Origin of the sequence: Nonomuraea sp. NPDC048892, from assembly GCF_040649735.1 — a bacterium.
Classification (GTDB): Bacteria; Actinomycetota; Actinomycetes; order Streptosporangiales; family Streptosporangiaceae; genus Nonomuraea; species Nonomuraea maheshkhaliensis.
Genome location: NZ_JBEZFZ010000065.1, coordinates 1 through 6,262, shown reverse-complemented (window position 1 = coordinate 6,262; position 6,262 = coordinate 1). Strand labels below are relative to the sequence as shown.

Genomic DNA, 6,262 nt, shown 5'->3' with positions numbered 1-6,262 from the left:
AACGGCATCTGGGCTCTCAAACCGATCACTGCATAGCAAGAGGGTGAGCCAGCTCATGCCGACCCACCCATCAAGATCTTCAGGACATTCCTAGGTAGCTCCGTCCGCCATTCGGGCCCGGCATAGCACGTGAGCCCTCAACGGAGTAATGTTCGCCCTGATATGGGAATTGGTGGAAGCGCAGGCGTCGGGCCATTCCGGGTGAGCGCCGGCGTGAGTTCGCGTAGCGCAGCCAGTGGCTGCGCCGGGATCATGGTCATCGGGCTGGTCGTACTTTTCGCGATCTGGCCTCACATGTTGTTCACCTCAGTGGCCCGCAAGCTACATCTGGGTGCCTTTGCCGAATCCGGGTTGGCATGGGGTGCCGAAGCGCTGTGGATCGAATTCCTGCTCGTGCTGATGATTGCCGCGAATGGCGGCGCCGCTTTCCTACGAGCTCTCTATTTGGGGGAGCCAGGCCGAGCAACAGGGGCGCGAACGCTCCGCGTGTGTGCGGTCGCGGCGCTGCCCGTTACTCTTGCGGCGACGACAGCGATGGCCGTCACCAGCCAGGACGGTTCACCTGAACAGGCGTTCTCGTCCTCTGCTCAGACAACCGTGCAGAGCCCGACACGGCAAGCGATCATGCCGCCTCAGGGGATTCCAGATGAGGCCCAGAGCGCTGCCGTGGTCCGCGTACTCAGGGGAGATGGCGTGCGCGTGCGGTTCCGAGAAACCGGCAAAGTGCGGACGGTTCGACTGGCCGGCGTCCGTGCACCGAAAGGGCAGGAATGTTATGCAAGCGAGTCCACGGCGTCGCTGAGGGCCGTTCTCGCTCCTGGTGCGCGCGTCTGGCTCATCGCGAACTCTGACAACGATAAAACTCCACCGGCAATGTTCCTTTGGGACGACCATACGGGTTCACTGGTGAATGAGCACGCCATTACCTACGGCAGTGCCCGAGTAGCGCGGACCGAGCTGGCGGGTGAGAGGCTGCGGGATTTCGTCGAACAGGAAGAACACGCGAAGGCCATCAAAATCGGCATTTGGTCCGCTACAGCGTGCCCGCGCTAGGCCCGCACTCCCGCGTCACGCAGAGCCATGAAGAGTGCTCGTAGCGCTGCGACGTTCGAGCGCTGCCAGACGAGGTCGATGTCCGGCCCGGTGACGGTGAGACGACCGTACTCGACGATGGGCAACTCCCGGTTGTCCTTGAAACGCCTGTCGGGCCCGCCGTTTTTGTTGACGTAAAGCCATGTGCTGCCGACGATTCGCGTGTCGGACGGCACCTGCTCGTCCTCTACCGTCCGCGTGGACGCGAAAACGGCCTGCAGCGCCCGGTACGGCAGGCTGAGAGTCTGGCCGCCGCCTTGCAGCAAGACCCCGTCGGGGAAGAGATACAGCCGGAAGCTCTTCACCCGTACTGTCGGCACGGGAACGTCAGCGACGAGTTCCTTGGGGCCGGCCAGATCAGAGTGCGCGGCCTCACGCCGGAAAAGCTGGGAGGCGCCAGCGTTGGTCTTGCGCTGGTGATCGTTCGTGACGGCCTGCTCGTGGGCGACGAGCCACAGGCGCTGCGCTCGCTGAACACCTCGCATGGCGTCAACGATCTCGTGGAACGCGGGTGGGACGCGCTGAGGGTCGTAGTGAACGGTGACCTTGGCGCGGCGACGGTCGAGCAACTCGATCAGCAGGGTCGCCGGCAACCCAACAGCGTTGACGAGCAGACCACGCTCCATGAAGGCAAGCGAGACCACCTCGGTGACCAGGAGCGCGACGGGCCACCATCGCCAGCGGGCGGCGGACTGACGCAGACGCAGGGCGACGTCGTCCGCCGGTTCTGCCGGAAAAGTGCTGCTCAATTGCTCACCGTGCCGAGCAGGACTTCACGCAGAAAGCGCCCGTACGAGACATGCTGGTACGCCTGTAGTTCCTTGAGCAGGTCCTGCTCCTCCCGGATGAGCGCCCAGTGTCGCGCCCGCTCCTCCGAGATGCGCCGGTTGATGTCCTGCGCCGTGAGCGTCGCGCGCTGAGTTCGCAGGTTGTGCTTGTCGGTCAGTTGCTTCATCTCCTGGGCCTGTTTCTGGCTGAGAGCGACGCGATGAGAAGCCCTGTCCCGTCGGACGGTGTCGCGCTGAGCCTCGATGCGCTGGCGCTCGGCGGCCCACCGCGCCTCGATCTGCTGGAGCATGGTCTGCGGCAGAGCGGTGGGCAGGCCGGGCTGCCTCTTGGCCCGGTCGAGATGTGCTCTGTGCCATTCGCGCAACGCGACGGCACGGGTCTCGCCCACGCCGTTCACGTGGACGGACCGGCCGCCAGCGAGAACGATGTGCACCTCAGACCGCTGACCGTAGCCGCCGGCCGTGTATACGACGTCCGTGAAATCGGCGGGCGTCGTAATGCCATGAGCCCGGAGGCTGGCCACAATGCCATCACCGATGCCGCTGATATGGCCGGATCACAGGACGAAGCGCTTGAGATAGGCGATCACGTACTGCTGCTGCAGCAGCGCCAGCGCGTCGTTTATCTCCTCCCGCTTCTTGGCCGATACTGACAAGATGTGCGCGTCGAACTGGCTCACCCGCTCCGTCGTCGTCCGGTCAAACACGTCGAGCTCATGGCGCTGACGTCGCCGCAGGGCCTGCATTTCCTCGGAGCTGGCATGGGCCTGTCGCGTGTCGTTCGCCTGGAGCCGGTCGCGCTGCTTCTCCAGGCTCGTTGTCCGCTTGGCCGCCAAGGTGCTGTGCTGATGCGCCTGGTGGCGCCGGTCAGCGATTGTTCTACGAACCTTGTGCTCCGGCAGGCGGGTGTAAAAGGCCCGGCTGGTCAGGAGTGCGAAGGCGAGCCCGAGCCCGGCTATCACGCTTGCGGCTAAGCCGGTGACGGCGACCATCACCGCTGTCAGAGCGGTTGCGATACCCAGCCCGAGCATGCTGATGCGGGTCCACTGAACCAACTGGTGGTGCTCGCCGAGGGGCACGGGAACCGCCGGCGGTGGCGATGCCTGCTGGACGTGGCCGCTCATCCACTGCGGCAGACCTGTTTGGGCGGGTGCCTGCTTGCTTGGGGCGGGTACGGAGATCTCCGGCAGCGGGACGAGGTCCGGCAGCGCTGACAGCGGCCGCGTGGCGAGATCGGCGACCTGCATGGCCAGCCGGCCGACGTCGGCGACGTGGTGCTGCATCAGCACCGCCATCCCGGTGGACGTCGAGACGTCGGCGAAGTCCGCGTCCGTGAGCAGGAGATGTTCGCCGCCCGGCTCGTGCAGGGTGTGCCAGAGCGTCACATCCGCGGAGATAGCAACCAGAGATAAGTAGATCAGCCAGTTGGAGAAACGGTCCAGGTCGGGCCCGAATGCCGCATTGGCGCGGCTCGGGGACTGGTAGTGGCGGTGGCCATGCTCTGTGGCCGGCATGCCCGCGAGAGAGGGGACGTACATGCCGTCGTAGTCGACGAGTTTCAAGGCGCCGTCGGGGGTGACGAGCAGGTTGCCGTGCTGGAGGTCGCCATGGGCGATGCCGGCTTTGGCTAGATCGTCGGCCATTTCGGCGAAATAGCGGGCAAGGGTGAACAGGGCGGGGCGGTTGCCGAGATGGTCCTCGATCCAGCGGATCAGGCTGACGGCCTCCACCCATTCCATGCGGAGGATCGGGTACGACTGCCCGGCCACCATGATCCCCGCGGGCTGATAATCGAAGCCGATCTTCCAGCGATGCGGCAGCGTTCGAAGGTGGTCGCTGACCGCGCGGTATCTCTTCTCCTGATCAGGGATGTTCCTGGTGAAACACTTGATGGCATACCTCGTCCCCGCCGCCGTGGTCACCGAGAACACACTGGCGAAGTTGCCGGAGATTGCCTTAGGCCGGCCGAGGGCATCGGTCTGCAGGCGCGCAGTCTGCAATTCGGGGTCGCGGAAGCAGAGACGGGGATTCTGCAGGGCGTCGACGTACTGGCCGCCGCTCGGGAAGCGTGTGACAGCGGTCATCCGTCACCACACAGTCACGTGGATCAGGGTGGAATCGTCGTTGCGCATCCGCTCGCTCGCCCGCTCCTCAGCTACGAGGTCGGCGAAAGTCGAGCCGGCGGCCTTGTCCAGGTCATCGAGGGCCTCCCATGGGCGGCCCTGGCGCTCGGCCTGCCCGAGAAACCACGCGGCGACCGCGTCGGTACAGACGTAGAGGTGGTCCTTCTGCCGCAGAATGCCCACGTGCGTCTGCATCCGCTCGGCGATGAGATCACGGTCGTGGTTTTTACTGTTGAGCAGAGCCGGATTGTTGGTGAACTCAGCAGAACCAATCATGGGGAACGACGTGAGGAGCCGATTGTCACGGACGTGAAAGAGGGCGCAGTCGCCTATTCCGGCGGCCACCCATGTCGCCAGTGAGCCGTCGTCTCCTTGTGGCGTGACCGACAGGCCCACGACCAGAAGGGTCGCAAAAGCACCGCGATCCATCTTGGGCTGTTCGTACCACTGGATCGGGCGTCCCTCTGCCTCCCTTTCCGCGACATATTCGCCGATGGAGAGCTCCCATTGCTCCGCCGCCAGCACAGCACGGTAGGCGAATGCGTCACGGGTGCCGAGCACGTCCGGAATGGCCATCGTGAAATGCCGCACCAACAGCCGCGCCCACCGTCCAGCGAGAATGCTCTCTGAGGCGCCGTCAGAAATGGCGATTCCGAGCCCGTCGGCGGCGACGTCCTCCAGCGTCCGCACGTTGGGTATGGTCGCGAAGGCGTCCTCGTACTCTTCCTCCGAGCCGCCGCCCTTGTGCAGGTGATGGGAGGAGATACTGGCCCGCATCGTCACCGCAGATCGGACGCGCGCGTGCCGATGTCGAGGAACTGCACCACGGAGGTGATGTCGGCGTTATAGACGAAGCCTCGCGTGCCGTCACTCACGGTGAAGCCCTCCTGCGCAGCGTACGAGCGCATGTGTGAGGGAAGCAGACTGGACATTCCAAACAGCGTACGGGCGTAGGCGTCGGGCAGGCCCGCGTCGGAGTCCGGGAAGGTGACCGGTGAGCCCCCCGCGTCCGACACGTGCAGGTTGAACAGCAGCACGGGGCCGTCGGCGCTGGCCAGGGACTGGATGGCGGCGGCGGGCACCGTCGGGTCGCCGTCGTTGGCCTCGCCGTCGGTGAGGTTGAGGACAATGGGCGGGAAGCACGCGGGGTGCTCGGAGAGCCATTTGTCGACGAGACGGTGCGCGTACTCGATTGCCTGCCGCATCGGCGTGCCGCCGTTGCTCACCGGATCCATCCAGACGGGGAAGGTGACCGTGGTCTCGACCAGCCCGCCCGCCCCGTCGGCGACCTTCTTCGAGCGCTGCTCCACACGCGCCGGATTCTCCGCGATCTGGCTCAGCGGCACGAGGTCGCGACCAGCCAGCTCCCCGCCATAGGCCGAGCCGACGCTGTTATGGCCGTAACCCACGACGGCGACGTGAAAGTAGTCGCGGACGCCCTCTTCTTTTCGCGCATTTCACGGAAAGCTCGGTGAGCAACCGATTGATCGCGTCGGACACCACGGATGCCTTGCTGCCAGGTGTTTCCCTGCCGATGGGATCGCTCATGGATGCAGATTGATCGACGAGGAAGACGAAACAGGTCGGATTCGACCGGCTGATCTCCGCCGAATAAGGCATGGGTCCTCGCCCTTTCTCGCGACCATCGGTGTGAGCTTTGCGATCTTAGGCGGTGGAACGTTACATGTCCATGACGGGTAACAAGCCATCCGGGCCTGTCGTGTACCGGTTTGATAAAGCCCGCTCAGACCGCTTCGTTCCCGCGCGGATTTTGGCCACGAGGTCGAGCCGGTCGCGCACATTGGGACGGACCGTAACGATGTTCCGAGGAGTTGGAATGTCGCGTCAGGACCTGAGGGAGTTCTTCGGTTGCCGTGGTGATGACGAGCACGTCCAGGTCTGGCCCAGCGAAGGACACGCTGGAGGTGCTGGGGCGTCGATGCTGATGGCTGCGAGTAGCCGACCGCCGGGTTGGCGGCCTTCGACCCGGCCGCCGTCCAGACGGCGATTCGCAGATTGCCGTCCGCGTCGACGCACATGCCCTCGGAGAAGCAGCCTGCGACCTTGAACAGTTCCTCGCGCGGTTCGACGCCGCCGATAGCCGGATCGTAGTCGCGAACGTGGACCACGCCCGGGATCGTGTCGATGCTGTAGAAGCGACCCCCAGTGAGGTGATCTCAGTGAAATAATTCGGGTGATAGGGGATGTTCGGGACGCCCGCAGTGGCGTTTCGGGCCTTTCGGGAGAAGTCGTCGAAGG

General features: G+C 64.7%; 6 protein-coding genes. 1 reads left to right on the top strand and 5 read right to left on the bottom strand.

What is annotated here, in order from left to right:
• Positions 1-252: 252 nt before the first annotated feature.
• The gene (locus AB0C28_RS56000) at positions 253-1,053 is read left to right on the top strand and encodes a thermonuclease family protein (protein ID WP_358085710.1); all 801 of its coding nucleotides are present in this window, start codon (positions 253-255) and stop codon (positions 1,051-1,053) included.
• Here AB0C28_RS56000 and AB0C28_RS55995 read toward each other — a convergent pair.
• The 5 genes from AB0C28_RS55995 to AB0C28_RS55975 are packed head-to-tail and all read right to left on the bottom strand — an operon-like array spanning position 1,050 to position 5,412.
• Entirely contained in the window at positions 1,050-1,841 is a 792-nt protein-coding gene (locus AB0C28_RS55995; RefSeq protein ID WP_358085707.1) for a hypothetical protein, read from the bottom strand. The genes AB0C28_RS56000 and AB0C28_RS55995 overlap by 4 nt on opposite strands.
• A complete protein-coding gene (locus tag AB0C28_RS55990) occupies positions 1,838-2,404 on the bottom strand; it encodes a hypothetical protein (RefSeq protein WP_358085705.1) in 567 nt (188 codons plus the stop codon). Before AB0C28_RS55990 ends, AB0C28_RS55995 begins: the two co-directional genes overlap by 4 nt.
• 33 nt (positions 2,405-2,437) lie before the next feature.
• Positions 2,438-3,964, bottom strand: a complete 1,527-nt coding sequence (locus AB0C28_RS55985; protein WP_358085702.1) for a hypothetical protein — start codon at positions 3,962-3,964, stop codon at positions 2,438-2,440.
• Between the two features lie 3 nt (positions 3,965-3,967).
• Positions 3,968-4,780, bottom strand: coding sequence for a hypothetical protein (locus tag AB0C28_RS55980; protein ID WP_358085699.1), 813 nt, complete (start codon positions 4,778-4,780; stop codon positions 3,968-3,970).
• A 2-nt stretch (positions 4,781-4,782) separates the two neighbouring features.
• The gene (locus AB0C28_RS55975; protein WP_358085697.1) at positions 4,783-5,412 is read right to left on the bottom strand and encodes a hypothetical protein; all 630 of its coding nucleotides are present in this window, start codon (positions 5,410-5,412) and stop codon (positions 4,783-4,785) included.
• Positions 5,413-6,262: the final 850 nt, after the last annotated feature.

Excerpts from the sequence above, each read along its gene's own strand:
- AB0C28_RS56000 (WP_358085710.1), top strand. The coding sequence starts at position 253 with ATGGTCATCGGGCTGGTCGTACTTTTCGCGATCTGGCCTCACATGTTG.
- AB0C28_RS55985 (WP_358085702.1), bottom strand. The coding sequence starts at position 3,964 with ATGACCGCTGTCACACGCTTCCCGAGCGGCGGCCAGTACGTCGACGCC.
- AB0C28_RS55980 (WP_358085699.1), bottom strand. The coding sequence starts at position 4,780 with ATGCGGGCCAGTATCTCCTCCCATCACCTGCACAAGGGCGGCGGCTCG.